We start from the raw sequence: 25,993 nt of genomic DNA on the forward strand, positions 1-25,993 counted from the left end.
GGCCGGGCAACGTTACGGCAGCATCCAGGACAGCGCCGGCAGCGACTGCAGGTAGACGAGGACGCACAGGACGGCCAGCATGCCGAGGCTGTAGCCGGCGACCTTGCGCAGCAGGATGCGCTCGCTGCCGGGTTGGCCGACGGCGGTCGCGGCGATCGTCAGGTTCTGCGGGCTGACCAGCTTGCCGACCACGCCGCCGGAGGTGTTCGCGGCGACGAGCAGCGTCGGGTCGATGCCGGCCTTCTGACCCGCGGTCTGCTGGAGTGTCGCGAAGAGCGCGTTGGCCGAGGTGTCCGAGCCGGTGACGGCGGTGCCGAGCCAGCCGAGACAGGGCGACAGGAGTGCGAAGGCGCCGCCGGCCGCGGCCAGCCAGGTGCCGATGGCCACGGTCTGACCGGACTGGTTCATGACGTAGGACAGGGACAGCACGGTCGCGACGGTGGCGATGGCGACGCGCATGTTCGTCACCGTGCGGCCCGCCGCGCGCAGCGCCATCCACCCCGTCATCGGGTACTGCCTGCTGCGTGTGACGCGGTAGATCAGGGTGACGAGCAGGCCGGAGAGGATCAGCAGGGTGCCGGGGTTGCCGAGCACCTCCAGCTTGTAGACCGCGCTGCCGGCCGGGGTGCCGTCGGGCGCGAGGAGTTCGCCGTAGAGGCCGGGCCACTGGAGTTCGATGTTCCAGTGGGCAAGGGCGGCGGGCACGTCGACGCCGCCCACCTTCAGCTTGGCGAGCGCGAAGATCACGATGACGAGCAGGTACGGCAGCACGGCGAGGGTGACGCGGCGCGGGGTGAGCCGCTCGGCCTCGACCCGGGAACGCTGGTCGTCGGGGGTGGCGGGCTTCCAGAAGCGGAGCATGAGCACGGCAGCGGCGAAGCCCGCGAGCGCGGCGACGACATCGGTCAGCTCGTACGCGAAGTGGCTTGAGCACCAGAACTGCGCGACGCCGAAGACGGCTCCGGTGACCACGGCGATCGGCCACAACTGGCGCACGCCGCGCCACCCGTCGACGAGGAAGAGCAGCAGCGTCGGGACGAACAGGGCGAGCAGCGGGCTCTGCCGGCCCACAACGGCGGCGACCTCGTCGGCAGGGATGCCCGTCAGGTTGCCGGCCGTGGTGATCGGGATGGCCATCGCGCCGAAGGCGACGGGTGCGGTGTTCGCGACGAGGACCGTGACGGCGGCGCGCAGCGGCGGCAGGCCGAGCGCCATCAGCATCGCCGAGGTGATGGCGATGGGGGCGCCGAACCCGGCGAGCGCCTCGAGGAGGCCGCCGAAGCAGAACGCGATGAGCATGGCCTGGACCCTCAGGTCCCCGCGGCCGACCGCGCTGAAGGAGCGCCGCAGGTCCTCGAAGCGGTTGCTGACGACGGTGAGTTCGTAGAACCAGATGGCCGCGACCACGATGAGCATCACCGGGAAGAGGCCGAAGACGGCGCCCTGCGTGGCGGACAGCAGGCCGAGGTCGACGGGCATGCCCATGCCGAACACGGCGACGAGCAGCGCGGTGAGCAGGGCGCCGAGCGCGGACTGCAGTGCGGGCCGCTTGGCGACCATGAGCAGGACGAAGAACGCGGCCAGCGGGACGAGGCCGAGGAGTGCGGTGCCGGCGAGACTGCCGCCGACGGCGTGCACGTCCGGGGTGAAGGCGGCGAGGACCGCCGGGGATGCTGAGGCCACGAAAAGTACTCCTCGTCGAGTTCCGGACCATGCGGGCTCAGGGGTTCGCGCCCACGGGGCGCGGTGGGGAACGGTCGCGGCTGCCGCCTACTGACCGTTCGGGTGCCGGCCGCTCCGGGCGGCGGGCGCGTCCAGTAGCGCACTCGGTAACACCCGATGTCAATGAGGTCCGACCAAATAGATGTCCTTCCCATACGGAGGGTGGCGCCTGGCCGGAGTTTGGAGCGACAGTAGTATGGTCGGACCGTAAATCGGATCGCGAGACTAGATCGTGGAGGTCCCCCTTGCGTATCGGACTCTTCGCCACGTGCTTGGGAGACACCCTCTTCCCTGACGCGGTCAAGGCCACGGCCGTCCTGCTCAGCAGGCTCGGTCACGAACTGGTGTTCCCGCCGGACCAGACCTGCTGCGGGCAGATGCACGTGAACACCGGGTACCAGCGCGAGCCCCTGCCCCTGGTGCGGAACTTCGCCGAGCAGTTCGGCGACGCCTCGATCGACGCCGTCGTGATGCCCTCCGGGTCCTGCGCCGGATCGGTGCGCCACCAGCACGAGATCGTCGCCGAGCGGTACGGGGACGCGGCGCTGCGCTCGGGGGTCGCGCAGGTCAAGGCGAAGACGTACGAGCTGTCCGAACTGCTCGTCGACGTGCTCGGCGCCGTGGACGTCGGCGCGTACTTCCCGCACCGGGTGACCTACCACCCCACCTGCCACTCGCTGCGCATGCTGCGCGTCGGCGACAAGCCGCTGCAACTGCTGCGCGCCGTCGACGAGATCGACCTCGTGGAGCTGCCGGAGGCCGACTCCTGCTGCGGCTTCGGAGGCACGTTCGCCGTGAAGAACGCGGACACGTCCAGCGCGATGCTCGAGGACAAGCTCACCAACGTGCGCGACACAGGGGCCGACGTGTGCACGGCCGGTGACGCCTCCTGCCTGATGCACATCGGCGGCGGCCTGTCCCGGATCCGCTCCGGCACCCGAACGCTGCACCTCGCGCAGATCCTCGCCGCCACCCGCACCACCCCGCACACCGTGGACGCCCCGGGCGCCCTGACGGAGGCCGCCCGATGAGCAACACCTTCCTCGGCATGCCCTCCGCCCCGCCGCGCGCCCCGTACGGGGCGGGGAACCTGCGCGGCGACCAGAAGTTCCCGAAGGCCGCCCACACCGAGCTGCAGAACGAACAGTTGCGCGGCAACCTACACAGGGCCACACACACCATCCGCACCAAGCGGCTCGCGGTCACCGCCGAGCTGCCCGACTGGGAGCAGCTCAGGACGGCCGGCTCCGCGATCAAGACGGACACGATGAACCGCCTCCCCGAGCTGCTGGAGCAGTTGGAGGAGCGGGTCACCGCGGCAGGCGGCACCGTCCACTGGGCGCGGGACGCGGTCGAGGCGAACGAGATCGTGACCCGGCTCGTGGAGGCGACGAAGAGCAAGGAGGTCATCAAGGTCAAGTCGATGGCCACCCAGGAGATCGGGCTCAACGAGCACCTGGAGGAGCGCGGGATCCAGGCCCACGAGACCGATCTGGCCGAGCTCATCGTGCAGTTGGCACACGACAAGCCCTCGCACATCCTGGTGCCGGCGATCCACCGCAACCGCGACGAGATCCGCGAGATCTTCCTCGACGGCATCCCCGGAGTCGATCCGGGGCTCGACTCCGTACCGGAGCATCTGGCGGCCGCCGCGCGGGCCTATCTGCGCGAGAAGTTCATGACGACGAAGGTCGCCGTCTCCGGGGCCAACTTCGGCATCGCCGAGACCGGCACCCTGTCGGTCGTCGAGTCCGAGGGCAACGGGCGGATGTGTCTGACCCTGCCGGAGACCCTGATCACGGTCATGGGCATCGAGAAGGTGCTGCCCCGCTACCGCGACCTGGAGGTCTTCTTCCAGCTGCTGCCGCGTTCCTCCACCGGTGAACGGATGAACCCGTACACGTCGTTGTGGACCGGTGTCACGCCGGGCGACGGGCCGCAGGACTTCCACCTCGTGCTGCTGGACAATGGTCGGACCGCTGCGCTCGCGGACTCCGTCGGCCGTGAGGCCCTCAACTGCATTCGCTGCTCGGCCTGTCTGAACGTCTGCCCGGTGTACGAACGGGCCGGCGGGCACGCGTACGGGTCGACGTACCCGGGGCCGATCGGGGCGGTGCTCACCCCGCAGCTGGCGGGTATGCACGAGGCGAAGGACGACCCCAACTCCTCGCTGCCGTACGCCTCCAGCCTGTGCGGGGCCTGTTTCGACGCCTGCCCCGTGAAGATCGACATCCCTTCGCTCCTCGTCGAGCTGCGCCACCAGAACACCGAGCGCTCGGGGACGACGGCCGAGAAGCTGGCGATGAAGGCGGCCGCCGCGGTGATGTCCCGGCCGAAGGTGTACGCGGGCGCGCAGAAGGCCGCCGGGCTGGGCCGGGTGATCGCCGGGAAGGACCGGAAGATCACACACCTGCCGCCGCCGTTCGACGGCTGGAGCGCGACCCGGGACACCCCCGCGCCGCCGAAGCAGACCTTCCGCTCGTGGCTGGCCTCCGCCGAGGGCGAGGACACGCTGCGCCGGGCCGCCGCCGAGGGCGCGGCAGCCGCCGAGAACCCCGAGGAACAGCGATGACGACGACCCCCGGCACCGAGGCCGACGCCCGAACGACCGTGCTCGGCCGGGTCCGTGACGCTCTGACCCTCGCACCGAAGCCCGACGTGACCGTGGAACGGTCCTACCACACCGGGCGCACGCTGCCCGACGCGCAGCGGCTCGACCTGTTCGTCGACCGACTCGTCGACTACAAGGCCACGGTGGTCACCTGTACCGCCGACGAGACGTCCGCCACGATCGCACGGGTGCTCGCAGGACGCGGGGCCCGCACGGTGGGTGTGCCGGCGGGCCTGGATCCGTCCTGGCTCGGCGCGTTCGACGGCACGGTACGCGAGGACACCGCGGACGTGCCGGCGCCGCGACTCGACGCCCTGGACGGTGTGGTGACATCGTCCGCGGTGAGCTGCGCGGAGACCGGCACGATCTTCCTCGACGCCTCCCCTGGACAGGGCCGCCGTGCGCTGTCCCTCGTGCCCGACCTCCACGTCTGTGTCGTCGACCTGTCGACCGTGGAGGTCGGTGTGCCCGAGGCCCTGGCGCGGCTGGTCCCGGAGCGCCCGACGACCATGATCAGCGGCCCGTCGGCGACCTCCGACATCGAGCTGGAGCGCGTGGAGGGCGTGCACGGGCCACGCACCCTGGACGTGGTGATCCGCACCGACGCGTGAGGTCCCGCCGGGGGGTGCTGGAAGCACTCCCCGGCGGCGGCCGTGCGCTCAGCCGGACGTGGACGCGGTGGCGGGTGCCGGGTTGGTGAGCAGCTCGCGGCGCAGGCGAAGGACCTGCTTCGGGGCGTTCCAGCCGAGGACGGCGGACACCCGCCCGTCCGCCCGGTCCCGGTAGACGCCGGTGAAGCGATCGTGGTCCGTGTCGACCTCATGGGTCTCGAACTCCGTCTCGGGTGTGATGAGCCCGTGGACGACGATCTTGTGCGGCCCCTGGTCGGTCCAGAAGAAGGGCAACCACTCCAACTCCCGCTGCTCCTCCAGCAGATCCGCCGCGACCACGCGGGCCTGGTCACCCGCGTGCATCCGGTGTTCCAGGCGCAGGTGCCGACCGCGCTGCGGGTGGTACCAGGCCGCGACGTCACCGCAGGCGTGCACACCCGGCGCGGCGCGGCCGACGGCGTCGCACCGGACGCCGTCGGACAGGTCGAGCCCTGTGGTGGTGAGCCAGTCGACGTCCGGCGTCGAGCCGATCGCGACGAGGACCGTCCCGGCGGTGAGCCGCGTGCCGTCGTCGAGCAGGACCTCGAGGCCGTCACCGAGGGGGAGTTGGCCGTCGTGGTGGACCTTCTCGACGGTCGCCCCGGTGACGATCGTGGCACCGGCCGCGGTGAGCCGTTCCCCGGCGAGGGTGCCGACGTGGTCGCCGAGCCCCGGCAGCACGGTGGGTGTCGGGGTCACCAGCGTGACGTCGCACCCCAGACTCAGCGCCGTCCACGCCGTCTCCGTACCCAGGAACCCGCCGCCCACCACGACCAGCCGCTGTCCCGGACGCAGCCGCCCGGCCAGGGCCTGCGCGTCGTCGAGGGTCTTGAGTGTCACCGCCCCGGAGAGCTCCGCCGTATCCGGCAGGGTGCGTGGCGTGACGCCGGTGGCGACGACCAGGTCGGTGTAGCGCACTACTGTTCCGTCGTTCAGGGTGACCGTGCGTGCCACGAGATCCGCGGCGACGGCCCGGCGCCCCCGGTGCTCGGTGACATCGAGCCGTTCCAGAGCGTCGGGTGCTGCCAGCCGGAGCTGCTCGGCCCCTGCCTCGCCCTTGAGGAAACGCTTGGACAGGGGCGGCCGGTCGTACGGCGGGTGGTCCTCCGCGCCGACGAGGGTGAGGGCATCGTCGTAACCCAGGCGTCGCAGTTCCTCCGCCACGGAAAGACCGGCGGCGCCGGCGCCGACGATGACGATGTGCCGGCTCACTGGCCGTCCCACAGGATCGCCGCGGCCGGGCAGATCCGGCCGGCCTCCTCGACGCGGGGACGTTCCTGCTCCGGCGTCTCCTCGGAGAGGAGAACGGCGACGCCGTCCTCGTCACGCTGGTCGAACACATCGGGGGCGACCAGGACACACTGGCCCGCTCCGACACACTTGTCTTCGTCAATGGTGATATTCATCTGAGGTCCTCCTACCAGGCGACGGGGAACGAGCTGAGGCCGTGCACACGGCCGTTCGCTTTGACGTCGTACGGGCGCGAAGCGTCGGCCGCGCGCAGTGTGGGCACCCGCGTGAACAGGGTGCGGAACGTCAACTGCAGTTCCAGGCGGGCCAGCGCCTGGCCGAGGCACTGGTGTGTGCCGTGACTGAACGCGAGGTGTCCGCGCGCCTGGCGCCGCACGTCGAAGACATCCGGATCGTCGTAGGCGGCCGCGTCCCGGTTCGCCGAGGGGAGGGAGATCAGCACGCCGTCCCCGGCGCGGATGGGGCAGCCGCCGACCGTGATGTCCTCCGTGACGGCGAACTGCCGGGGGTGATGGGCGACGGACAGGTAGCGAAGCGTTTCCTCGACCGCCTCGGCCTGCGCCGCCTCGTCCCCGGCGAGGAACAGGTCCCGCTGTTCGGGATGGCGCAGGAACAGTGCCGTACCGAGGCCGATCATGTTGCCGGTGGTTTCGAAGCCCGCGACGAGGAGCGTCATGGCGATGGTGATCAGTTCCGGCCTGTCGATGGTGCCGGGCACCAGCAGATCCCGGGTCAGCTGCGTCAGCACGTCGTCACCGTCGGCGTCGCGAAGCTTCTCGTCCACCAACGCGTCGAGATACGCGGCCAGTTCACCCAGGGCGGTACGTACGTCGGCCGGGTCGGCGTGACCGGCCAGCGCACGGGTGGCGGCGTCCCGGAAGAAGGTGTGATCGGCGTACGGCACGCCCAGCAGCAGGCAGATGACCCGGGCCGGGATGGGCTGAGCCACCAGCTCGATCAGGTCGGCGGACGGGCCTGCCCGCAGCAGGTCGTCGACTGCCTCGTCGACCGTCCGCTGGATGTCCTCGCGCAGGGCGTTGACGCGCTTGACCGTGAAGTGTCGCGCCAGGCGGCGGCGTTGGACCAGGTGGTCGGGGTCGTCGGTGCGGATCAGGCTCTCCGTCCCGTCGTCCCGCTGCTGGACGTCACTGGGACTGAACAGGGGGAATCCCGGGTGGTCGAGCCGGGCGGAGACGCTCGGGCTGGACAAGACGGCCTTGGCGTCTTCGTAGCGAGTGATCAACCGCGGCTGGGCCCCTTCCAGGGCCTGGGCCCGCGGCAGACCCTGAGCGGCGCGAAGTTCGGCGAACTCGGCCGGCGGGCTGAACGGGCAGGCGCGCTCGGTTGGATAGGTGACGGCGGGCTGTCCTGCGGACAGGTCTGCGCTCACGCATTACTCCAATGCTCATGTGTGGGGGAGAGCAGGGCACCACTTGATGTGCATCATGCAATATAGTTTCATCATGCACATCAATTGCATCATGCACAAGCCGAGGTTGTCGGAGCGCGGGGCAGTCGTGCGCGATGATGGAGCGACGCGTTGACGCAGGAAGGGCAGAGGCATGGATGAGCGGGAGCGCCGACTCGACGATTTCGAACGGGAGCTGACGCTCCTGTCCCGCCACTTCGTCTCCTCGCGCGGCCCCCGCGCAGGCCTGACCCTGGAACGCTCCGCCTACGTTCTGCTCACCCGCCTGCAGGCCGGCGAGCCGCTCACGCTCAAGGAGCTGGCACACACCTTCCAGCTCGGCATGTCCACCATCAGCAGGCAGGTCGGAGCCATGCTCGACAAGGGCCTGGTGGAGCGCCTCCCTGACCCCGATGGCGGCATGGCACGCAAGTATCGGCCCACCCCCCTGGGTCTTGACCGACTCCGGGTCGACCGGGCCATCAACCTCGAGGGCGCCGCACGCCTCATCGACGCCACGCAATGGACGGACCAGGCGACGCGTCAGTTCCTGACCCTGCTCGGCGAACTCAACAGGAGTATCGAACAGTTGGAAGGGCTGCCGTTGAACCGCTCGGGGCAGGACGCGAAGGGCTGACGCCGGTTCCCACCTGAACCAGTCCCCACTCGTACGCGACGATCACGGCCTGTGCCCGGTCCCGGAGCTCCAGTTTCGCGAAGAGCCGGTTGATGTGGGTCTTCACGGTGTGATCCGTGATGGTGAGGCGTCCCGCGATCTCCGCGTTGGACAGCCCTCGTGCGATCAGCGTGAGCACCTCCGCCTCGCGCGTCGTGAGCTCTCCCACGGAGTGGGCCGGAATCCGTGACGCGCGCGCATGCACGAATGTGCTGATCACCCGCTTGGTGATTTCGGGCGAGAGCAGGGCGTCGCCGGCCGCCACCACCCGTACCGCGTGCAGCAGTTCGGGGAACGTGGCGTCCTTGAGGAGGAAGCCGCCCGCTCCGGCCGCGAGCGCGTCGTACACGTACTCGTCGAGGCCGAAGGTCGTCAGCATCAGCACCTTGGTCGTGCCGTCGGAGGCGGCCAGGATCTCGCGGGCCGCCTCGATGCCGTTCTTGTTCGGCATCCGGATGTCCAGGAGCGCGAGGTCGGGCCGGGTCTCGGCGGCGATGCGCACCGCCTGCGCCCCGTCCCCGGCCTCGCCCACGACCTCGATGTCCTCCTGGGTGCCCAGCAGGTTCACAAAGCCGGTGCGGACGACCGCCTGATCGTCGGCGACCAATGCCCTGATCACACCCAACTCCTTCTCCGCGTCCATCATTTGGCCTCCCAGGGAAGCTCTGCCTCCACCAGGAACCCTCCGTCCGGGCCCGCGCCCGCGGTGAGCCGGCCCCCGACCAGGGCCGCCCGCTCCCGCATCCCGGTCAGACCGTGGCCCGCACTGGAGCCCGGACCGGAACCGGGTCCCGGGCCGTCGTCGTGAATGCGCAGGGTGAGCAGTCTGTCCGCGCCGTAGTCGATCTCCACCACGGTACGGGCGCCGGGCGCGTGCTTGCGCGCGTTGGTCAGCGCCTCCTGGGCGATCCGGTAGGCGGACAGCTCCCACACGGCGGGCAGCGACACCCGCGTGCCCGTGACCCGCAGCTCGGCCTCGCCACTCACCACCCGGTGCTGCTCGACGAGTTCGGCGAGATGGGAGAGCGTCGGCTGCGGCGCGGTGAGGGCGGTGTCGCCCTGCCCCTGGGAGGTGCGCAGTACGCCGAGCAGACGGCGCAGTTCGGCCATCGAGGAACGGGCGGTGTCGGCGATCTGCTGGAAGCCGTCCCGGGCGTCGGGGGTGAGTCCCGGGGTGGTGTACGTGGCGCTCTCGGCCTGCACGGCGATCATCGACACCGAGTGCGAGACGATGTCGTGCAGCTCACGGGCGATGGCGGCCCGCTCGGCCTCTGCGGCCTGCTGTCGCTCCATCGCGATCAACTGGCCCTGCGCCAGGTTCCGTTCATTGCGGGTCTCCTCCCGGGAGCGCACCGCGTCACCCATCATCACGGCCCCGAAGATGACCACGGTCAGCAGGAGCGACTCGGCGAACAGGCTCAGGGAATCGTGCTCCCACAGCGCGGGCACCGGCAGGTTCATCCCGGCCCATGTGTTGATGTGTACGAGGTTCACGCACAGCGCCCCGAGTGCACCGCCCGCGACGGTGATCGCGGGGTGCAACACCCGGTTACGGCCCAGGGTGTAGCAGCCGATCAACCCGCTCACCACGATCGAGACGTACAGGTTGACGTCCCCGGCGAACCCGATCAGCCCCGCGGCCACAGTGAGCACGGTGACCGGCGGGAACGACCGCCGCCACACCAGCGAGGCGGCGGAGACGAGCACCCCGATCGTGGTGGTCACGGACCCGGGAAAGAAGACCAACTCCACCACGGCGCCGACGGTCTGGGCGCCGCCGGTGACCCAGGGGTAGGCGGGTGCGGCGATCCAGGCGCGGAACCGCTGCTGAAGGGGCGTACTCATACGTCCATGGTCCAGGTCGGCGCGGGCAAGCGCGTCACCGCACGGGTTGAGGTCGGCGGCGGATGTCATGCCACGGGTTGAGTCACAGGTGCGGAGCCACGGTTGACGCCCTCCGGCCCGCGGATTCGTAGCGTCGACGGACATGACCAGAAGCCTTCAACGGTACGTGCGGCACATCCTGCCTGCGCCGTATGCGCGGTACGAGCCGTACGCATGGGCCGCGTGTGCCGTCGCCGCGCTGGGCCTCGCCCTGGCCTCGGATCTGCGGCCGCACCAGGTGTGGGGCGCGGCGGCGGCCGGGGGCTACGCGCTCGCGGCGGTCCTGGCTTGCGACGCGCGCTCCCGCCCAGCTGCCCGGCCGGTCGCGGTGGTGGGGGCCGTGATGGTGCCGCTCGTCTGGCAAGTGGCGGCGGGGCTCGGGCAGTTGGAGCTCACGGTCGTCGAACGGTCGGGGCATCTCCTGTTCACGACGGGCAGTCCGTACGTCACCGATCCCGTGGCCGTCGCCGACTTCAACCCGTACCTGCCCGGCATGGCGCTCTTCGGTGTGCTGCCGGGTGATGCCCGCTGGTGGCTGGGCGGCACCTTCGTGGTGTGCCTCGTCGCGGGCGGCCTGTACCGGGGGTGGTTGTTCGCCTGCCCGCTGGTCGCGCTGCCGCTCGCGGTGGGTGGAGTCGACCTGCCGGTGGTCGGTCTGATGTGCCTCGGGCTCGTCCTCGCCGAACGGGGCCGGCCGGGCCGGGCGGGCCTGGTACTCGGCGTCGCTGCCGCCCTCAAGTGGACGGCCTGGCCCGCGTTTCCCGTGGTGCTCGCACTGATCGCGGCGTGCCAGGGCGGGCGGCCCGCGCTGCGGTACGCGGCCGTGGCGCTCTCCACCACGACGGCGGCCGTGCTGCCCTTCGCCCTCATCGACCCCGCCGGCTTCTACCGAAACGTCGGCGCCTTCCCACTCGGCCTGACCGACACCACCTCGCCCGCCGCGAGTCCACTGCCCGGGCAACTGCTCGCCACGTACGTCCCCGGAGGCACGGTGATCACGCTCACGCTCCTCACGGTGAGCGCGCTCCTGCTCGCGGTGTCGGTGATGGTCCGACCACCAAAGTCCGCACGGGCGGCGGCTGTCCGGCTTGCCCTCGGCCTGGGCCTCGCCATCGCCCTGATGCCCGCGACGCGCTTCGGCTATCTCGTCCATCCGCTGGTGCTCGGCGCGACGGCGTACGGGGCACCACGGCGCCGCGCCACCCTCACCCCCACCACGGACACCAGGGAGAAGGCCCTCGCATGAGCCGTACGCTGATCGTCACCAACGACTTCCCGCCCCGCCAGGGCGGCATCGAGACCTTCGTCCGCGAACTGGCCGACCGTTTCCCGCCCGACGAGGTGGCCGTCTTCACCTCGACGCCGGCTGCGACACCGACACCGACACTGACGCCGACGGCCTCGGTATCCGACGAGACCTTCTCCTACCCGGTGATCCGCCACCGGGGACGCACCCTCCTGCCCACCCCTCGAGCCACCGCACACGCCGCGTCCGTGGCCCGCCGGTACGGCTGCGACCGCGTGTGGTTCGGCGCGGCAGCGCCCCTCGGGCTGATGGCGGGCCGCCTGCGGGCGACGACGGACATCCGTACCGCCGTCGCCACCACACACGGCCACGAGGCGTGGTGGGCCCGCACCCCCGGCGCCCGCGGCCTGCTGCACCGCATCGGCACACAGGTCGACGCCGTGACCTGGCTGGGCGCGAGCACCCGTCGGCCGATCGAAGCGGCCCTGGCTCCCGGCACCCGCACCGCACGTCTGGTCCCCGGCGTGGACACCACGGCCTTCCGCCCCGGTCTGGACGGCGGCCCGGTGCGGGCCCGCTACGGTCTGGGCCGGCGGCCAGTGATTCTGTGCGCCGCACGTCTGGTGCCACGCAAGGGCCAGGACACTCTGATCAGAGCCCTGCCCTGGATCCGCAAGACCGTCCCCGACGCCATGCTCCTCCTGGTCGGCGACGGACCGTACGCCGCCGCACTACGCCAACTCGCCGTGACGGAGGGCGTCTTGGACGCGGTCGTCTTCGCGGGCGGCCACCCCCACCACACCCTCCCCGCCTTCTACGCCGCCGCCGACGCCTTCGCCATGCCCTGCCGCACCCGCATGCGCGGCCTGGAGGTGGAGGGCCTGGGCATCGTCTACCTGGAAGCCGCCGCGTCCGGACTCCCCGTCCTGGCAGGCGACTCAGGCGGCGCCCCGGACGCGGTACGCGACGGCGAGACCGGCCATGTCGTCGACGGCCACTCGGTGGCGGCGACGGCGGACCGACTCACCAGACTCCTCCGCAACCCCGAACTCGCCCACAGCATGGGCGAGAAGGGGCGCCACTGGGTCCGGACGGAATGGACCTGGTCCCACTCCTACGCCACGCTGGCCGGGATGCTTCAGCCTGGGGAGTGGCAGGGGGAGTGAGCGCCGCCGGACCGCGGCTGAGTCCCGCCTGGTTCCGTGGAGTTGTGTTCAGCGGTGCCGGGTGTGTCACCCCACGAGTCCCTTCGTGAGGGTCGCCCGGCGGCGGAACAGGTCCTCGGCCGCGGCCTGCGCCTCCAGACGTACCTTCTCCGTGTCGACGGAGCGCACCGTCCCGCCGTCCACGAGCAGTTCACCGTCGACCCACACCTGGTCGACGTCCGCGGCGGACGCGGAGAACACCAGGTGGGGGACGGCGTTGAAGTCGTCGCCGTGGAGGAGGGGAGTGGTGTGGAGGCGGCGCAGGTCGACGGTCACCACGTCGGCCCGCTTGCCCGCCTCCAGCGAACCCGTGACGCCGTCCAGGCCCAGGGCGCGGGCGCCGTCCCGGGTGGCCATGTCGAGGATGTCCCACGGGTCGCCGGTCGTCGGGTCGAGGGAGGTGACCTTCTGGAGCAGAGAGGCGAACTTCATCTCCTCCAGCAGGTCCAGGTTGTTGTTCTCCTTCTCGCCGTCGCTGCCGATACCGACGGCGATGCCTCGCGCACGCATGTCGGCGACGCGGGCCGGGCCCGACGACAGCTTCATGTTGGAGCACGGGCAGTGGGCGACGCCCGTGCCCGTCTCGGCGAGCAGATCGAGTTCGCGGTCGTCGAGCCACACGCAGTGGGCGACCACGGTGCACGGTCCGAGGATGCCGCGGTGGTGGAACTCTTCGATGGGGCGGCGGCCGAACTGCCGTACCGACTCCTCGACTTCCCAGGTCGTCTCCGATGAGTGGGTGTGCAGGCCGGTGTCGAACTCCTCGGCCAGGGCGGCGGCCGCCCGGAAGGCGTCCTCGCTGCAGTAGAAGAGGTGCTCGAGACCGACCCACGAGCGGACCCGGCCGCCCGCGTACGTGCGGTAAGTGTCCAGTAGGCGGCGGTTGGTCTCCAGGGACTCGAAGTAGTCGTAGCCGGGCAGATCGGCGACGTAGGGGACGAGAGTCGCGCGGATGCCGACCTGTTCGGCGGCGCGCGCCGAGCCCTCCATGTGACGCCACATGTCCATCACGGATGTGGTGCCCGCGCGCAGCGACTCCGTGTAGCACAGCAGCGACGCGGCCTCGGCGATCTCGGGGGTGAGCGCCTTGTGGGCCGGGTCCACGTAGTCGCGCAGCCAGTCCCACAGCGACTTGGACTCGGCGGTGCCGCGCAACAGGCCGGAGTGCAGGTGGGTGTTGTGCAGCCCGGGGATGACGGCGTGACCGGTTGCGTCGATCACCTGGGCGTCGGTGGTGGCGAAGGCCTCCGGGCGGTCGACGGCGACGATGCGGTCGCCTTCCAGGAGGACGGAACCGGGGTCCAGGACGGCCTTCGTGCCGTCGCAGGGAATGACGATGCCGTTGTGGATGAGTGTGCGGTGCGGCGACATGGTGTGCTCCTCAAGACCGGTGCGGGAGGCGGCGGCGGGTTCAATTCCGTTGGCAGCGGACTCAGTTCCAGAACCCGGCGTGGACGGCGGACGCCTCCTCGTGCAGGCACGGGCCGACCACCTCGACCGCGCGCTGACCGCTGGCCAGGACATCCCGGCAGGGCAGGGCCATCGTCGGGTTCTCGGGGTTCGCGCCGGTCAGGGCGAGGAGTTCGTCCTCGCCGAGGGCGTAGGCGACCCGGCCGATGCCGCTCCAGTAGACGGCTCCGGTGCACATCGCGCACGGCTCCGTGGAGGTGTAGAGCGTCGCGCGGGCCAGCGCGCCACGGTCGTACGCGCGCGTGGCGAGGCGCACCAGATTGGTCTCGGCGTGGCCGGTGGCATCCCGTTCGGTGACAACGGTGTTGCCGGCCTCCAGAACCTGCTCCCCGTCCAGGACGAGCAGCGCGCCGAAGGGGTGGTTGCCGGCGTCGCGGGCCTGCGCGGCCCTGGCGATCGCCGCTCGCAGGAACAGCTCATCTTGTGCGGTGGGTGCGGTGGATGCGGCCGTGGTGGTCATGTCTGGCTCCTCAACGTCTCGTACGTAGTGGGCAGTTCGGGCACGCGGGGGCGCGGGCACAGCACCGTGTACGCGACGCCCGCCACCGCGAACCCGACGAACAGGCCGAACGAGCCGAGCGCCGGATGCGCCGCGGCCAACGGCCCCGTGTACAGGGACTGGTTCATGAACGGCAGCTCGGCGGCGACCGCGAGCAGTACGCAGGGCAGGCCCCGGCCGAAGCGGTGCCCCGGGTCGTACGGGTCCGCGACCGCGCGCCGCCCCCGCCCCCAGTACGCGACGATCATCACCGCACCCCACGGCGCCAGCCAGTAACCCGTCATCAGGAGAAAGTCGTTGAGCTGCGTCGCGAAGTCACCGTGCCCCGCGTACCAGGCGAGCCCGGTGCCGAGGCCGCCGACGACGAGCACCGACACCCAGCGCGCAAGGGCGAACCCGGCGACGAGCGCCGCCATCGCACCCGAGTACAGGTCGATGACCGTGGAGGCGAGCGTGGAGAGCAGCAGGCACAACAGCACCACCGTGCCGAGCGCGTGCGGCAGCAGGCCACTGACCATCGCACTCGGGTCGTCGAGCCCGCCCGCCGTGCCGAGCGCCGCACCGAGCGATCCGATCCACACCCCGGCGACCGCGCAGCCACCACCCGCCGCGAGGAAGACCCGGTGCGGCCGGCTCTGCCGCGGCAGATAGCGGCTGTAGTCGGACGCGTACGCGGACCAGCCGAGCACGCGCGCCGCGGTGACGGCGACGACCAGCAGGAACGCCGCTGTTGAGCCGTCGGCCGGGTCGACGGGCGCCGTCGCCCGCGCCGCCCCGAAGCCGTACGCCGACATCACCGCGAACACCACCACGAGGACCACCGCGAGCACCCGCTCAACGGTGTGGATCAGCCGGTAGCCGACGACCGCGATGCCCACCTGGGCCAGTGCCATCAGGGCGAGGGCCGGGGCGAAGCCGATGCCCGTCAGGTCCCGCAGGAGGTAGATGCCGAGGAGCGAGTCGACGACACACCAGCCGACGCCGTTGACGACGGTGAACGCCGCGGACGGCAGGTTCCCGAGCCGCCCGAACGGGCCGCGCGACTGCACGAGTTGGAGCACACCGGTGAGCGGCCCGCGCGTGGAGAACAGGCCGACCAGGGCAGAGCTGAGCAGGGTGCCCGTGAGGATCGCCAGGACGGCGGGCAGCAGGTCGAGGCCGAACACCGACGTCGAAAGGGCGCCCACACTGAGCGTCGCGAACTGCACGTTCGCGCCGAACCACAGCGTGAACAGTGACCAGGGGCGGCCATGCCGACGTGTGAGCGGGACGGGTTGGGCTCCCAGGCGTTCGATGGCCGAGGGACGTTCGATGGCTGAGGGAGGTTCGACGGTCGAGGGACGTTCGGGGTCGGCGCGCATGATGGCTCCTCACCAATACAGGACGGGGGAGTACGGGAGCGGGGGAGGTGCGGGTGGGCATGCGGCTCGTTGCGTCCCTCAGTGAACCGGCGGCGCCGCCCGAGCGGGATTGCACAGCTCTCCAGACGCACGGCCGCTTTCGCGCGGCGGGCCCGTACTATGCTCCAAACCCCGTGCACGCCGGTGTGCATCCCTGTAACACGAGTCGCCGGCCCGTACGTGGGCGGCGTCGAGGAGGCCGACCGGTGCAGCTCGCCGAACTGCTCGCGATGTCGAGGCTCGGGCTGCAGCCCGTCGTGGAGCCCCGCGCCGAGAGCCCGCGTGTCCGGGGCGTCTACACCACCGACCTGCCGGACCCGGGACGCTACCTCGACGGCGGTGAACTCGTCCTGACCAGCACGACCTGGTACCAAGAGCCGCGCGACGCCGATGTGTTCGTCGCCGCCCTGACCGGGGCCGGAGTCGCCGCGCTCGTCGCGGGAACCGCGGATGTCGGCGCGCTGCCCGAGCCGTTGGCCGACGCCTGTGCCCGGCACGGCCTGACGCTGCTCACCGTCGACGACGACGTGTCGTTCGCCGCGCTCACCGAGACCGTGCTCGCGGCGCTCGGCGGCGGCCACCGCCGAGCGCCGTCCGCGAACCTGCACCGCGGCCTGGTCGCGAGCATGGCCGCTGGCGAGGGCGCCGAAGGACTCATCGACGTGTTCGCGCGGGCCACCGGTGTGTGGTGCGCGGTGCTCTCCGCGACCGGTGTGCCACGGGCGGGCGGTGTCCCCTCGATGAGCGAGCGGCAACTCGCCCGCGCCCACCACGACGCGCTCGGCGCCGGTGGCTTCCCCGCCGTACGATCCGTCCCCGGCCAGGGCGAACTCACCCTGTTCCCCGTCCAGTCACCCGCCGCGCACCGCCCGCCCGCCGGGTACCTCGCCGCCTCGGGCGACTACCGCGACTGGGCGCCGGGCGTGGCCGACGCCGCGTGGGAGGTGTGCGCGCTGCTCGCGCTCGACGGCGCGGCCACGCAGGAACGCCGCCGCATCGAGGCACGTTTCCTGCGCGAGGCCGTCGACCTGCTCACCGACGGCCGGGAGGAGGCGGCCGCCGCCCGCCTCACGAGCCTCGGGCTCACGCTTGAAGCCCCTCTGAGCGCGGTCTACGTGAGCACCACCGGCAGCCCGTACGGGGCCGAACTCGCCGCCACCGTCCTGGAGGACGTCGCCGATCGGCACCCGGGCTGTTCGGTGCCGATTCCCGTCGAGGGCGGCGCCCACCTCATGCTCGTACCGGCCGACGACCACGACACGGCCGACGCAGCGCAACGGCTCACCCCGCTGCTGGCCGACGGCCACGCGGCCATCGGCACGGGTGGGCCGACCACCGGCGCGGCCGGTCTGCGCCGTTCTCTGGAGGAGGGCCGCAACGCGCTCCGGGTCGCCGCCCTCGGCACCGGCACCGTCCGCACCGCCGAGCGCGGCGCCCTCTCCTCGTACCAACTCCTGCTCGCGGCCGTCCCCGACGACGTACGCCGCTTCTACCGCGACCGGCTGATCGGCGTCGTCGAACGCTACGACGCCGACCACGGCAGCGACCTCGTGGCCACGCTCACCGTGTTCCTCGACGCGTCCGGATCCTGGCAGCGCTGCGCCGAGCAACTCCACGTCCACGTCAACACGTTGCGCTACCGCCTGCGACGGGTGGAGGAGCTCACCGGGCACAGCCTGGCCACCTTGCGCGACCGCGTCGACTTCTGCCTGGCGCTGAGTATTCGGTGAGGGCCCCTGTCGCGCTTCAGTGGGGCAGTTGCACGGTCAAGGTCACTGTGGCTCCGCTGGGGCCCGCAGTGATGGTGAGGTCGTCGGTGAGCAGGCCGGCCAGCCACAGCCCGCGCCCGTCCGCGGCGCCGTCGAGCCCGGGAGCCGGCTCAGGGATGACCGTGGCGCTGAAACCGGGGCCCAAGTCATGGATGTGGCAGGAGAGATGGCCGTTGCTGCGCTGCAACACCAGTGTGCCGCCCCCGCCCGCGTGCTCGACCGCATTGACGGCCACGGCGTCCATCGCCACGATGAACTCGCCCCGCCGGGGCTCGGTCAGCCCTTCGCGGTCCGCATGCTGCTCGACGAGCATCCGCAGCCGGGGCAGGTCGTCCTGGGCGAAGCGGGATTCCAGCAGGGTGACAACAGGTACCTCGCGGGGGCCGGGCGGGGTCGTCATCAGCGGCTCACCTCACTGAGCACCAGATGGGGCACATGACCGGCACCTGCCAGAGCCAGTACGCGGGCCGTGACCTGCTGGCAGCGCACCTGGACCGGCCCATCGGTATGGGCCCGAACCAGCCGCAGCAGGTCCACCGCACAGCCCGCGCTGAGGAAGATCAGACCGGACAGGTCCACGGTCAGATGCCGGGCTTCGCCACTGCGTCTCAGTCCCTCGCGCATGGCACCGATGAATTGCTCACGTGTAGCCAGGTCGGCCTCGCCCGCCAACTTCACCGCGCCGTCCGCGTGTTCCACGTGCAAGGCGCCCAGATGGGGCAGTAGTCGGCAAGGGTGGGTCTGGTGCATGGCCGCCAGTACAGCGGGGGTGAACCAGCGGCTGTCGTAGGCGCAGATCTCCGTATAGGGGCGCTCGGTGAACAAGTGGTGGGCGTGGGACTCGCGATACATCATCACCTCGACGTCCGCGTTCAGGTCCCCCACCCAGTGCATGTCGATATAGGCGCGCAGCCCGCGATAGCCCTCGGCCAGGGCACGGTCGGTCTCCTGCGTGATGCGCTGCCACTGCCGATCGGGAGTGAACCCGTCCTCGGGGTGAATGAGCGCGCGCATGCTGCTGACCACCAACTGACCGCGCTCGCGGGCGGCGCCCAGCAGAGCGCCCGGCACGTCGAGCCGTCTCCACACCTCGCCCTCGGCCAGCTGAGGCGCGGCGAAGATCATCACCTTCTCCCGCTTCACCACACCCGTCCAGGCGAAAGCGGACACCACGTCACGGCCCGCGTCATCGTCGTCATAACTGACAAAGGCGTGGTCGCCGGGCCGGAGCTGTTGCACCGGGACCGTACCGGCAGATGCCGAGCCAGTGCTGGCCATCCCTCACCTCATCCATGACGGCCCACGAGACAAATACGCGGACATGCTAGTGATCTGCAACGAATAGCCATGCGATTGCCCGGTTATCGCAACGATCTGACAGAAGTGCCGCTCAGGACGATCGAAAAAATGCACGGAGACGCCGTATTTCACGCCGGATCGGCGGGATGGCGTGCAATGTCAGGTTCGGGCCGAGATCTCGTCGGCTTGTCCTGCCGAAACCGCGAGGCCCGGTTCTTGTGCTCCACCGTCTATGCCAGATGAATCAGACGGTCAGGCCGGCGCTGACCAGCCAGATGTGTTCGCAAGTCTCCGACGCATCTTGGAGCTTCTCGCGGGACTCCTGCGAGGCGTGGTAGAAGGTCCGCTCGATCATCCAGCACAGGGCGCGTGCCATCGCCGGGGCCTGGTCCGGTGCGGCGCCGGCCTGGATGCCGGCTCGTTCCAGGACGGCGGTGATAGCCGCGATGAACAGGTCAGCCGTGTGGTTCCACAGCTCGCCGATCTCCGGCACTGTCAGGGACAGGTCGATCGCCGTGCGCATGACCAGGCCGTGCTCGTTCCACAGGTCGACCGTGCGCCGTATGGCTGCCGCGATGGCCTGGCGCGGCTCATCGGCCTGCGCGGTGACCCGGGACCGTTCCCACAGGTGCTCAACCGTCCGGGCCACGAGCGCCGTGACCACTTCTTGCTTGGAGCCGAAGTAGAAGTACAGGGCGCCGCGTGTGATGCCGGCGCCCTGGGCGATGTCGCCGACGGTCATGGCGTCGTAGCCCTTCCGCGCCAGCAGAGCTTCGCAGGTGTCCAGAATGGCCCGCTCCCGGACATCGCCCTTGCGTTCGGCGGCACGTCGGCTTCGCGTGGGGTGGTGGCCGGGCATCAGAGCTGAGCACCCTCGGCGAAGTCGGTCGTACGGGAGAGCGTCTCCCATGCGCGGATCTCCTCGTCCACGGCCGTGCGCGCGGCGGTGACCAGTCGCAGCGCGTCCGAGCCCAGGACGAGGTGGGCCGGCGGCTGGTCCACCGTCGTGATGTGCACGACGGCTTCCCCGGCCTTGGCCGGGTTGCCCAGTTGGTTCCCGCTTGCCTTCTGCCGCGCTTCGCGGATGGGGGTGAACAGCTCGTCGTAGTCGTCGATGGACTGCGCGGCGCGTGTCATGGACCGTCCGGCCCAGTCGGTACGGAAGGAGCCGGGCTCGATCGCCGTCACGTGGATCCCGAACTGCGCGACCTCCTTGCCCAGCGCCTCAAGGATGCCTTCCAGCGCGAACTTGCTGCCGCAGTAGGCGGACATGCCGGGCACGGCCATGAGCCCGCCCATGGAAGTGACGGCCATCAGGTGTCCGCGGCGACGCCGGCGCATGTGGGGCAGTGCTGCCTGCAGGGTGGCCACTGTCCCGAGTACGTTGACCTCGAATTGCCGCCGCACCTCGGCCAGCGGCGTCTCCTCGAAGGTGCCCTCCAGGCCATAGCCGGCGTTGGCGACGACGACATCCAAAGCTCCGACGCTCTGCTCTACCTCTGTGATCACATTCGAGACGGCGTCGCCGTCCGTCACGTCCAGGATGCGGCCGTGAGCCTGCCCGGGGCCGAGCTCTTCGAAGGCCCGCAGGTCCTTCTCCGAGCGGACTGTACCGACGACGGTGTGCCCGGCGGCCAGGACCGCTTGGGCGAACGCACGTCCGAGGCCCGTGCTGACGCCGGTGATGAGCCACTTCTGTTCCTGCATTGTTCTCCCAGCTGGGACTCGGAAGGAGCCTGGTTGCTCCCTCACCTCAAAGTCTACACACCGTCGATTTTTGTCATCGTCGTGCAGATTCCGGCGAGGGGCGTACTGGCAGGGCATCCCTCACAGCGGCTTCGCGCCTTAGCGTGGAACGCATGGACGCGAGGGCCAGCAATGAAGCACGGGAGTTCCTCATGTCCCGACGAGCGAACCTCACGCCCGAACAGGCGGGGCTGCCGGTTTCCGGGCACCGGAGGGTGGCGGGCCTGCGGCGCGGCGAGGTGGCGATGCTCGCGGACGTGAGCCCGGAGTACTACGCGAAGATCGAGCGCGGCCGGCTGGCCGGTGTCTCGGACGCCGTCCTGGAGTCGCTCGCCCGGGCGCTGCGGCTGGACGACGCCGAACGCGAGCACCTCTTCGACCTTGCCCGAGCGGCCAATGGCGCGGCGCGGCCCGTGCGCAGACGCGGGTCGAAGAAAAAATGGGCGCCCAGGGACAGCCTGGCCCGCGCGCTGGACGCCATCGCCCTCGGGCCCGCCTTCGTACGCAACGGCCGCATGGACGTCCTCGCCACCAACCCTCTCGGGCGCGCCTTCTACGACGAGGTGCTCGACGGCCCCGGCCAGGGAAACCTGGCGCGCCACTGCTTCCTCGACGAACGGGCCGAGGAGTTCTACCCCAACTGGGAGGCGGCCGCGGACGTCACCGTGTCGATCCTGCGCACTGAAGCCGGCCGGGACCCCCGGGACAAGCAGCTGCACGACCTGATCGGCGAGCTGTCCACGTGCAGCGACGCATTCCGCACCCGGTGGGGAGCACACAATGTGCGCCGCCACGGATCGGGCACCAAGGAGTTCCACCACCACGAGGTCGGCGACCTCACCTTGACGTACGAGGGGATGGAGCTGACCGCCGAGCCGGGCCTGTCCTTGCTCATCTACGCCGCGGAGCCCGGTTCGCCCAGCCAGGAGCGCCTGCAACTGCTCGCGAGCCTCGCCGCGACGCCCGCCGCGGGTCCGCCGCGCGGCGGACACCGGACCTCGACCCAGGAAGGTTGATCATGCACACCAGAACCCTCGGACAAGGCCTGGACGTGTCCGCGATCGGGCTCGGCGCGATGGGCATGTCCCAGAGCTACGGCCCCAACCCCGGCAGCCGCGACGACATGATCGCCGTGCTGCGCTCCGCGGTCGACGAGGGAGTGACCTTCTTCGACACCGCCGAGGTCTACGGGCCCTACGTGAACGAGGAGCTGGTCGGTGAGGCGTTGGAGCCGATCCGCGACCAGGTCGTGATCGCCACGAAGTTCGGCTGGGACATCCAGGACGGCCGGAGTGTCGGTCTCGACAGCCGTCCCGAGCAGATCCGCCGGGTGGCGGAGGCATCCCTGCGGCGGCTCCGTACCGACATGATCGACCTCTTCTACCAGCACCGCGTCGATCCCGACGTGCCGATCGAGGACGTCGCGGGCACGGTCGGCGAGCTGATCGCGGAGGGGAAGGTCGGGCACTTCGGGCTCTCCGAGGCCTCGGCCGCCACCATCCGCGCGGCACACGCCGTGCACCCCGTGACGGCGGTCCAGAGCGAGTACTCGCTCTGGACGCGGGATCCCGAGGCCGAGGTGCTGCCCACACTCGCCGAACTCGGCATCGGATTCGTGCCGTTCAGCCCTCTCGGCAAGGGATTCCTCACCGGAGCCGTCGACACGTCCACGGTCTTCACCGACGGGGACATCCGCCACCGGGTCCCGCGTTTCCAGGCGGAGAACCTGGCTGCGAACCAGGCGCTCGTCGCCCACGTTCGGCAGCTCGCCGAAACGAAGGGCGCGACGCCGGGCCAGACAGCGCTGGCCTGGCTGCTCGCACAGCAGCCGTGGATCGTGCCGATCCCCGGCACCCGCCGCACGGCACGCATCCAGGAGAACAACGCCGCGACGGCCGTCGCGCTGTCCGCGGACGAGGTGGCCGATCTCGACGACCTCGCGCAGCGGGTCGGCGTCAGCGGCGACCGCTACAACGCCGAGCACATGACGTACGTCAATCGCTAGGCGCGACGCGCCGGAACAGCAGCGCGACGCGCTGGAACAGAAAGAAGGAACGAACGAAATGACCGCCAACGAATTCGACCAGATCTTCCCGCTCGGCGAGAAGAACGACGCCTTCGCCCAGTACTTCACCGGCCAGAGCTACCTGGCGCCGCTCGCCCCGGGAAGCGTCCCCGTCAGCAACGTCTCGTTCGAACCGGGCTGCCGCAACAACTGGCACATCCACCACGGCACGGGCGGCGGCGGTGACCAGATCCTGCTGTGCACGGCGGGAAGCGGCTGGTACCAGGCCGACGGCGAGGACCCCATCAGCATGGAGCCGGGAACGGTGGTCCGCGTCCCGGCGGGCACGAAGCACTGGCACGGCGCGAAGGCCGACTCGTGGTTCTCCCACGTCGCCCTCATCACGCCCGGCGAGGGCGTAAGCAACGAATGGCTCGAACCCGTCACCGACGAGGTGTACGGCGAGCTGCCGAGGAACGGAGCGACCGCATGACCATCCTGGACGACACCTACACACTGTCCAACGGCGTCGAGATCCCCAAGCTGGGACTCGGCACCTGGTTCATCGACGACGACAAGGCGGCCGAAGCGGTCCGCGCGGCCGTGGAGATCGGCTACCGCAACATCGACACCGCCCAGGCCTACGGCAACGAGCGCGGCGTCGGCGAGGGCGTACGCACCGCCGCCGTACCCCGCGACGAACTGTTCGTCTCGACCAAACTCGCCGCCGAGATCAAGGACTACGGCCGGGCGGTCGAAGCGATCGACGCGTCACTGGCGAAGCTCGGGCTCGACCACATCGACCTGATGCTCATCCACAGCCCGCAACCGTGGGACGACTTCCGCGGCGGCGACTACGCCGAGGGCAACCGCGAGGCCTGGCGCGCGCTCGAAGAGGCGCACAAGGCCGGCAAGATCCGCTCCATCGGGGTGTCCAACTTCCAGCAGCAGGACCTGGAGAACATCCTGCGCGGCGCGACCGTCGTACCGCACGTGAACCAACTGCTTGTCCACGCCGGCAACACCCCCTCCGGCCTCCTGGCCTACTGCGAGAGCAAGCAGATCCTCGTCGAGGCGTACTCGCCGATCGCCCACGGCGCCATCCTGCAGAACGCCGAGGTCAAGGCGATGGCCGAGAAGTACGGCGTCTCCGTCCCGCAGCTGTGCATCCGCTACACCCTGCAACTGGGCACGGTGTCTCTCCCCAAGACGGCGAACCCCGCACACATGCGCTCCAACGCCGAAGTCGACTTCGAGGTCTCCGACGTCGACATGGACGCGCTGCGCGGCCTGCGCCACGTGGACTACGGGGAACACAGCGCGTTCCCCGTCTACAGCGGCAAGTAGGCCAGGGCCCCGGGCTCGTTGCGCGCGCCCGTCGGCCGTGCTTGGCTCGCGCGATGAACTTTCTGTTGACGGCGAGTGGCTTGCGCAACGAGACACTCCGGGGTGCACTGCGGGACATGCTGGGCAAGCCGTTCGGATCGGCGAACGTCGTGTTCGTTCCCACGGCGTCGGTCGCCGAGCCCGGGGACCATGGGTGGTTCGTCGAGGACCTGAACCGCCTGCATGGCCTCGGCTGGCGGGAGTTCGACGTCCTGGAGCCGAACGGCCTGCCCCGGCAAGTGGTGCTCGACCGGCTGCTCCACGCCGACGTCATCTATGTCGAGGGCGGCAACCACTACCACCTCGCGCGCAGCATCACCGGCAACGGTCTGGCCGAGGGCTTCCTGGAGGCGCTGGAGGACCGGGTCTATGTGGGGGTCAGCGCCGGGTCGATGGTCTTCAGCCGTCATCTCACCGAACACTCCGCCGACATCATCGGGGACTCCAAGGACCTCCACCTGCTCGGTGCGACGACCGTGGAGCCGCCGTTCGGCCTCTTCGACTGGTATCTCAAGCCCCACCTGTACTCGCCGAACTTCCCCGAGCGGGACGACGCCTGGGTCGATGGCATCGTTGAGCGGGCGGACTTCCCGATCTACTTCATCGACGACGACACGGCCGTCCGCGTCAGGGACGGCAAGGTGGATGTCGTTTCTGAGGGCCGCTGGAGGTTCCATCAGTGACTCAACACGTCGTAAGGAGCCCCGGACACAACTGTGAGGAGCGCGCGATGATCGGTATGGAGGAGCTGGAAGCCGCGGCGGACAGGATCGCCGGTCACGTGGTGCGCACTCCCACGGTGACCAGTCCGGGGCTGAGCACACTGTTCGGTGTTCCCGTGACGGTGAAGCTGGAACTGCTGCAGCGCACCGGGTCGTTCAAGGCGCGCGGTGTCGTATCGAAATTGCTCACGCTGACCGGCGAGGAGCGCGCGGCCGGTGTGGTCGCGGTGTCCGGCGGCAACCACGGTGTGGCCGTGGCGGAGATGTCCGCCGTCCTGGGAGTGCGCGCCACAGTCGTGATGCCGCGCAGCGCTCGGCCACGCTCGGTGGAGATCGCTCGTGCCGCCGGTGCCGACGTGCAACTGACCGCCACTGTGGACGAGGCCTTCGCCCTCATGGAGCGGCTCCAGGCAAGCGGGCTCACGCCGTTGCACCCGTTCGCCGATCCGGTGGTGATCGCGGGCCAGGGCACGGTGGGGCTCGAACTCGCCGCGGACGCGGGCGAGTTGACGGACGTGCTGGTCTCCATCGGGGGTGGCGGATTGATCTCCGGCGTGGCGGCGGCGCTGCGGGCTCTGCGACCGGGCGTACGCGTCTGGGGTGTGGAGACCACTGGTGCCGATGCCATGTCGCAGGCGCTGGCCCGCGGCGGTCCTGTGCCGGTCGCCGTCGACTCGCGCATCCCCACGCTCGGCGCTCCCAGCGTGTCCCCGCTGACCTACGACATGGTGCGCGACCTGGTCGACGAAGTGCTCGTCGTACCTGAGACGCAGGCCTTCGCCGGCGTGCAGGAGCTGGCCGAGCACGCCAAGGTGTGGGCCGAGCCCGCCGCGGGCTGTCTCGTGCCCGCGGCCCGCCGCGTCCTGGCCAAGACCGGCGAAGGCGCGCGGCTCGGACTGGTGGTCTGTGGCGGCAACGTATCCGTGGATGAAGTGGCCGCATACATGGGCTAGTAGTGCTTCGTTAGGTTCTGGCTCTGGTGAGCGGACGGCCGCAGGTGGTGCAGATGCCGGTCCAGCACCGCAGCATGTCCTGGAGGGTGTC

26 protein-coding genes are annotated in these 25,993 nt (G+C 70.4%); 13 read left to right on the top strand and 13 right to left on the bottom strand.

All coding sequences use genetic code 11. From position 1 onward, the window contains the following. Positions 1-12: 12 nt before the first annotated feature. The gene (locus ACWD2L_RS38175; RefSeq protein WP_351340244.1) at positions 13-1,683 is read right to left on the bottom strand and encodes an L-lactate permease; all 1,671 of its coding nucleotides are present in this window, start codon (positions 1,681-1,683) and stop codon (positions 13-15) included. Positions 1,684-1,967: 284 nt separating this feature from the next. On the opposite strand from ACWD2L_RS38175, the gene ACWD2L_RS38180 reads away from it, so the two are divergent. From ACWD2L_RS38180 to ACWD2L_RS38190, 3 genes are read left to right on the top strand one after another with little or no spacing between them, the layout of a single operon-like run. Continuing rightward, entirely contained in the window at positions 1,968-2,753 is a 786-nt protein-coding gene (locus tag ACWD2L_RS38180; RefSeq protein WP_351340247.1) for a (Fe-S)-binding protein, read from the top strand. Continuing rightward, complete coding sequence (locus tag ACWD2L_RS38185) at positions 2,750-4,294, top strand: LutB/LldF family L-lactate oxidation iron-sulfur protein (RefSeq protein ID WP_351340250.1); 1,545 nt, start codon at positions 2,750-2,752, stop codon at positions 4,292-4,294. Before ACWD2L_RS38180 ends, ACWD2L_RS38185 begins: the two co-directional genes overlap by 4 nt. Then, positions 4,291-4,944, top strand: a complete 654-nt coding sequence (locus tag ACWD2L_RS38190; protein ID WP_351340252.1) for a LutC/YkgG family protein — start codon at positions 4,291-4,293, stop codon at positions 4,942-4,944. Before ACWD2L_RS38185 ends, ACWD2L_RS38190 begins: the two co-directional genes overlap by 4 nt. Positions 4,945-4,992: 48 nt before the next feature. Here ACWD2L_RS38190 and ACWD2L_RS38195 read toward each other — a convergent pair whose 3' ends face one another. Genes ACWD2L_RS38195 through ACWD2L_RS38205 form a run of 3 tightly spaced genes read right to left on the bottom strand, consistent with a single transcriptional unit; the run spans position 4,993 to position 7,624 of the window. Further along, a complete protein-coding gene (locus ACWD2L_RS38195; protein WP_351340255.1) occupies positions 4,993-6,195 on the bottom strand; it encodes an NAD(P)/FAD-dependent oxidoreductase in 1,203 nt (400 codons plus the stop codon). Beyond that, positions 6,192-6,389, bottom strand: a complete 198-nt coding sequence (locus tag ACWD2L_RS38200) for a ferredoxin (protein ID WP_351340257.1) — start codon at positions 6,387-6,389, stop codon at positions 6,192-6,194. Before ACWD2L_RS38200 ends, ACWD2L_RS38195 begins: the two co-directional genes overlap by 4 nt. 11 nt (positions 6,390-6,400) lie before the next feature. After that, positions 6,401-7,624, bottom strand: a complete 1,224-nt coding sequence (locus tag ACWD2L_RS38205) for a cytochrome P450 (RefSeq protein WP_351340260.1) — start codon at positions 7,622-7,624, stop codon at positions 6,401-6,403. A gap of 172 nt (positions 7,625-7,796) precedes the next feature. Here ACWD2L_RS38205 and ACWD2L_RS38210 point away from each other — a divergent pair, with 172 nt between their 5' ends. After that, the gene (locus ACWD2L_RS38210) at positions 7,797-8,279 is read left to right on the top strand and encodes a MarR family winged helix-turn-helix transcriptional regulator (RefSeq protein WP_351340263.1); all 483 of its coding nucleotides are present in this window, start codon (positions 7,797-7,799) and stop codon (positions 8,277-8,279) included. On the opposite strand, the gene ACWD2L_RS38215 is transcribed toward ACWD2L_RS38210, so the two are convergent. Continuing rightward, positions 8,212-8,964, bottom strand: a complete 753-nt coding sequence (locus ACWD2L_RS38215; protein ID WP_351340266.1) for a response regulator transcription factor — start codon at positions 8,962-8,964, stop codon at positions 8,212-8,214. The genes ACWD2L_RS38210 and ACWD2L_RS38215 overlap by 68 nt on opposite strands. Further along, entirely contained in the window at positions 8,961-10,163 is a 1,203-nt protein-coding gene (locus ACWD2L_RS38220; RefSeq protein WP_351340268.1) for a sensor histidine kinase, read from the bottom strand. The genes ACWD2L_RS38215 and ACWD2L_RS38220 overlap by 4 nt, the downstream gene beginning before the upstream one ends. Positions 10,164-10,305: 142 nt before the next feature. Here ACWD2L_RS38220 and ACWD2L_RS38225 point away from each other — a divergent pair, with 142 nt between their 5' ends. Then, positions 10,306-11,448: a glycosyltransferase 87 family protein gene (locus ACWD2L_RS38225; RefSeq protein ID WP_351340270.1), complete on the top strand. Its 1,143-nt coding sequence runs from the start codon at positions 10,306-10,308 to the stop codon at positions 11,446-11,448. Then, positions 11,445-12,614: a glycosyltransferase family 4 protein gene (locus ACWD2L_RS38230; protein WP_351340272.1), complete on the top strand. Its 1,170-nt coding sequence runs from the start codon at positions 11,445-11,447 to the stop codon at positions 12,612-12,614. The genes ACWD2L_RS38225 and ACWD2L_RS38230 overlap by 4 nt, the downstream gene beginning before the upstream one ends. A gap of 66 nt (positions 12,615-12,680) precedes the next feature. Here ACWD2L_RS38230 and ACWD2L_RS38235 read toward each other — a convergent pair whose 3' ends face one another. The 3 genes from ACWD2L_RS38235 to ACWD2L_RS38245 all read right to left on the bottom strand — a co-directional run bounded on the left by ACWD2L_RS38235 (position 12,681) and on the right by ACWD2L_RS38245 (position 15,983). Then, positions 12,681-14,024, bottom strand: coding sequence for an amidohydrolase family protein (locus ACWD2L_RS38235; RefSeq protein WP_351340275.1), 1,344 nt, complete (start codon positions 14,022-14,024; stop codon positions 12,681-12,683). A 61-nt stretch (positions 14,025-14,085) separates the two neighbouring features. Next, positions 14,086-14,583 carry a nucleoside deaminase gene (locus tag ACWD2L_RS38240; RefSeq protein WP_351340277.1) on the bottom strand — a complete coding sequence of 166 codons (498 nt, stop codon included), beginning with the start codon at positions 14,581-14,583 and terminating at the stop codon, positions 14,086-14,088. Continuing rightward, positions 14,580-15,983 (bottom strand): purine-cytosine permease family protein, encoded by a 1,404-nt coding sequence (locus ACWD2L_RS38245; RefSeq protein WP_351340280.1) that lies wholly within the window; start codon positions 15,981-15,983, stop codon positions 14,580-14,582. Before ACWD2L_RS38245 ends, ACWD2L_RS38240 begins: the two co-directional genes overlap by 4 nt. Before the next feature lie 245 nt (positions 15,984-16,228). Here ACWD2L_RS38245 and ACWD2L_RS38250 point away from each other — a divergent pair, with 245 nt between their 5' ends. Beyond that, positions 16,229-17,752, top strand: coding sequence for a PucR family transcriptional regulator (locus tag ACWD2L_RS38250; RefSeq protein WP_351340282.1), 1,524 nt, complete (start codon positions 16,229-16,231; stop codon positions 17,750-17,752). Positions 17,753-17,768: 16 nt separating this feature from the next. Here the strand turns inward: ACWD2L_RS38250 and ACWD2L_RS38255 are convergent, their stop codons facing one another. From ACWD2L_RS38255 to ACWD2L_RS38270, 4 genes are all read right to left on the bottom strand, one after another. Further along, the gene (locus ACWD2L_RS38255; RefSeq protein WP_351340284.1) at positions 17,769-18,191 is read right to left on the bottom strand and encodes an ATP-binding protein; all 423 of its coding nucleotides are present in this window, start codon (positions 18,189-18,191) and stop codon (positions 17,769-17,771) included. Further along, positions 18,191-19,069 carry an MEDS domain-containing protein gene (locus ACWD2L_RS38260; protein WP_351340287.1) on the bottom strand — a complete coding sequence of 293 codons (879 nt, stop codon included), beginning with the start codon at positions 19,067-19,069 and terminating at the stop codon, positions 18,191-18,193. Before ACWD2L_RS38260 ends, ACWD2L_RS38255 begins: the two co-directional genes overlap by 1 nt. Before the next feature lie 265 nt (positions 19,070-19,334). Next, positions 19,335-19,949, bottom strand: coding sequence for a TetR/AcrR family transcriptional regulator (locus ACWD2L_RS38265; protein WP_351340289.1), 615 nt, complete (start codon positions 19,947-19,949; stop codon positions 19,335-19,337). After that, positions 19,949-20,797: an oxidoreductase gene (locus ACWD2L_RS38270; RefSeq protein WP_351340291.1), complete on the bottom strand. Its 849-nt coding sequence runs from the start codon at positions 20,795-20,797 to the stop codon at positions 19,949-19,951. Before ACWD2L_RS38270 ends, ACWD2L_RS38265 begins: the two co-directional genes overlap by 1 nt. A 152-nt stretch (positions 20,798-20,949) precedes the next feature. On the opposite strand from ACWD2L_RS38270, the gene ACWD2L_RS38275 reads away from it, so the two are divergent. From ACWD2L_RS38275 to ACWD2L_RS38300, 6 genes are read left to right on the top strand one after another with little or no spacing between them, the layout of a single operon-like run. After that, a complete protein-coding gene (locus ACWD2L_RS38275; RefSeq protein ID WP_351340294.1) occupies positions 20,950-21,852 on the top strand; it encodes a helix-turn-helix transcriptional regulator in 903 nt (300 codons plus the stop codon). 2 nt (positions 21,853-21,854) lie between these two features. Further along, positions 21,855-22,841 carry an aldo/keto reductase gene (locus tag ACWD2L_RS38280; RefSeq protein WP_351340297.1) on the top strand — a complete coding sequence of 329 codons (987 nt, stop codon included), beginning with the start codon at positions 21,855-21,857 and terminating at the stop codon, positions 22,839-22,841. Positions 22,842-22,899: 58 nt separating this feature from the next. Continuing rightward, entirely contained in the window at positions 22,900-23,334 is a 435-nt protein-coding gene (locus ACWD2L_RS38285; RefSeq protein WP_351340300.1) for a cupin domain-containing protein, read from the top strand. Continuing rightward, entirely contained in the window at positions 23,331-24,188 is an 858-nt protein-coding gene (locus ACWD2L_RS38290; RefSeq protein WP_351340302.1) for an aldo/keto reductase, read from the top strand. The genes ACWD2L_RS38285 and ACWD2L_RS38290 overlap by 4 nt, the downstream gene beginning before the upstream one ends. A gap of 53 nt (positions 24,189-24,241) precedes the next feature. Then, positions 24,242-24,910, top strand: a complete 669-nt coding sequence (locus ACWD2L_RS38295; RefSeq protein WP_351340305.1) for a Type 1 glutamine amidotransferase-like domain-containing protein — start codon at positions 24,242-24,244, stop codon at positions 24,908-24,910. A 47-nt stretch (positions 24,911-24,957) separates the two neighbouring features. After that, a complete protein-coding gene (locus ACWD2L_RS38300; protein WP_351340308.1) occupies positions 24,958-25,902 on the top strand; it encodes a threonine/serine dehydratase in 945 nt (314 codons plus the stop codon). The last annotated feature ends 91 nt before the right edge of the window (positions 25,903-25,993 follow it).

The organism is Streptomyces sp. NPDC002754 (assembly GCF_053592315.1).

Coding starts and splice junctions, on each gene's coding strand:
- ACWD2L_RS38185 (WP_351340250.1), top strand. CDS start 2,750: ATGAGCAACACCTTCCTCGGCATGCCCTCCGCCCCGCCGCGCGCCCCG.
- ACWD2L_RS38190 (WP_351340252.1), top strand. CDS start 4,291: ATGACGACGACCCCCGGCACCGAGGCCGACGCCCGAACGACCGTGCTC.
- ACWD2L_RS38200 (WP_351340257.1), bottom strand. CDS start 6,389: ATGAATATCACCATTGACGAAGACAAGTGTGTCGGAGCGGGCCAGTGT.
- ACWD2L_RS38210 (WP_351340263.1), top strand. CDS start 7,797: ATGGATGAGCGGGAGCGCCGACTCGACGATTTCGAACGGGAGCTGACG.
- ACWD2L_RS38215 (WP_351340266.1), bottom strand. CDS start 8,964: ATGATGGACGCGGAGAAGGAGTTGGGTGTGATCAGGGCATTGGTCGCC.
- ACWD2L_RS38220 (WP_351340268.1), bottom strand. CDS start 10,163: ATGAGTACGCCCCTTCAGCAGCGGTTCCGCGCCTGGATCGCCGCACCC.
- ACWD2L_RS38225 (WP_351340270.1), top strand. CDS start 10,306: ATGACCAGAAGCCTTCAACGGTACGTGCGGCACATCCTGCCTGCGCCG.
- ACWD2L_RS38230 (WP_351340272.1), top strand. CDS start 11,445: ATGAGCCGTACGCTGATCGTCACCAACGACTTCCCGCCCCGCCAGGGC.
- ACWD2L_RS38235 (WP_351340275.1), bottom strand. CDS start 14,024: ATGTCGCCGCACCGCACACTCATCCACAACGGCATCGTCATTCCCTGC.
- ACWD2L_RS38240 (WP_351340277.1), bottom strand. CDS start 14,583: ATGACCACCACGGCCGCATCCACCGCACCCACCGCACAAGATGAGCTG.
- ACWD2L_RS38245 (WP_351340280.1), bottom strand. CDS start 15,983: ATGCGCGCCGACCCCGAACGTCCCTCGACCGTCGAACCTCCCTCAGCC.
- ACWD2L_RS38255 (WP_351340284.1), bottom strand. CDS start 18,191: ATGACGACCCCGCCCGGCCCCCGCGAGGTACCTGTTGTCACCCTGCTG.
- ACWD2L_RS38260 (WP_351340287.1), bottom strand. CDS start 19,069: ATGGCCAGCACTGGCTCGGCATCTGCCGGTACGGTCCCGGTGCAACAG.
- ACWD2L_RS38265 (WP_351340289.1), bottom strand. CDS start 19,949: ATGCCCGGCCACCACCCCACGCGAAGCCGACGTGCCGCCGAACGCAAG.
- ACWD2L_RS38270 (WP_351340291.1), bottom strand. CDS start 20,797: ATGCAGGAACAGAAGTGGCTCATCACCGGCGTCAGCACGGGCCTCGGA.
- ACWD2L_RS38275 (WP_351340294.1), top strand. CDS start 20,950: ATGGACGCGAGGGCCAGCAATGAAGCACGGGAGTTCCTCATGTCCCGA.
- ACWD2L_RS38280 (WP_351340297.1), top strand. CDS start 21,855: ATGCACACCAGAACCCTCGGACAAGGCCTGGACGTGTCCGCGATCGGG.
- ACWD2L_RS38285 (WP_351340300.1), top strand. CDS start 22,900: ATGACCGCCAACGAATTCGACCAGATCTTCCCGCTCGGCGAGAAGAAC.
- ACWD2L_RS38290 (WP_351340302.1), top strand. CDS start 23,331: ATGACCATCCTGGACGACACCTACACACTGTCCAACGGCGTCGAGATC.
- ACWD2L_RS38295 (WP_351340305.1), top strand. CDS start 24,242: ATGAACTTTCTGTTGACGGCGAGTGGCTTGCGCAACGAGACACTCCGG.
- ACWD2L_RS38300 (WP_351340308.1), top strand. CDS start 24,958: ATGATCGGTATGGAGGAGCTGGAAGCCGCGGCGGACAGGATCGCCGGT.